Raw genomic sequence first — 506 nt, 5'->3', positions numbered from 1 at the left:
CCTGACCTTCCGCTACCGTCACGTCATTCACCGTCACCGTCGGACGGTCGTCATCCGGCGGCGGACCACCCGTGCCATCGTCACGGATCGTCCCCTGACCCGTATCACCCGTCGTTACGCCAAACGTGGGGCTGGTCGCGCTCAGCGTGAAGGTTTCACGGCCTTCATAGACATTGTCCTGGATCGACGGAATCGTCACCGTCACCCCGGTGGCGTTCGCCGGCACCGTGTAGCTGCCGTTCGCATTCGCCGTCAGCACATTCCCGAAACTGTCGCGAACCACCATCGTCCCGATGTCGTTCGCTTCGATCGGATTCGCACCACTCGGCGTCACCGTGAAATTCAGCTCCACCGGATTCACCGACGTCGTGCTGAACGTCACGTTGAACACCAGATCCTGACCTTCCGCCACGTCAGCATCGCCAATCCGCACCACGATGCCATCGTTGTCCAGGATCGTGCCGATCCCCGCCACCGGCGTCGTGTTTTGCGCCGTTCCCGCCGTC

Annotated in this window: 1 protein-coding gene; it reads right to left on the bottom strand. The window is 62.5% G+C overall.

Features of this window, described 5'->3' with window-relative positions; translation table 11 throughout:
* A partial coding sequence (locus L0962_RS18140) for a hypothetical protein (protein ID WP_234087956.1) occupies positions 1–506 on the bottom strand: 506 nt, incomplete at both ends.

It is taken from the genome of Azonexus sp. R2A61 (assembly GCF_021401135.1).
Lineage (GTDB): Bacteria > Pseudomonadota > Gammaproteobacteria > Burkholderiales > Rhodocyclaceae > Azonexus.
This window is presented reverse-complemented; position numbering and strand designations above follow the sequence as displayed.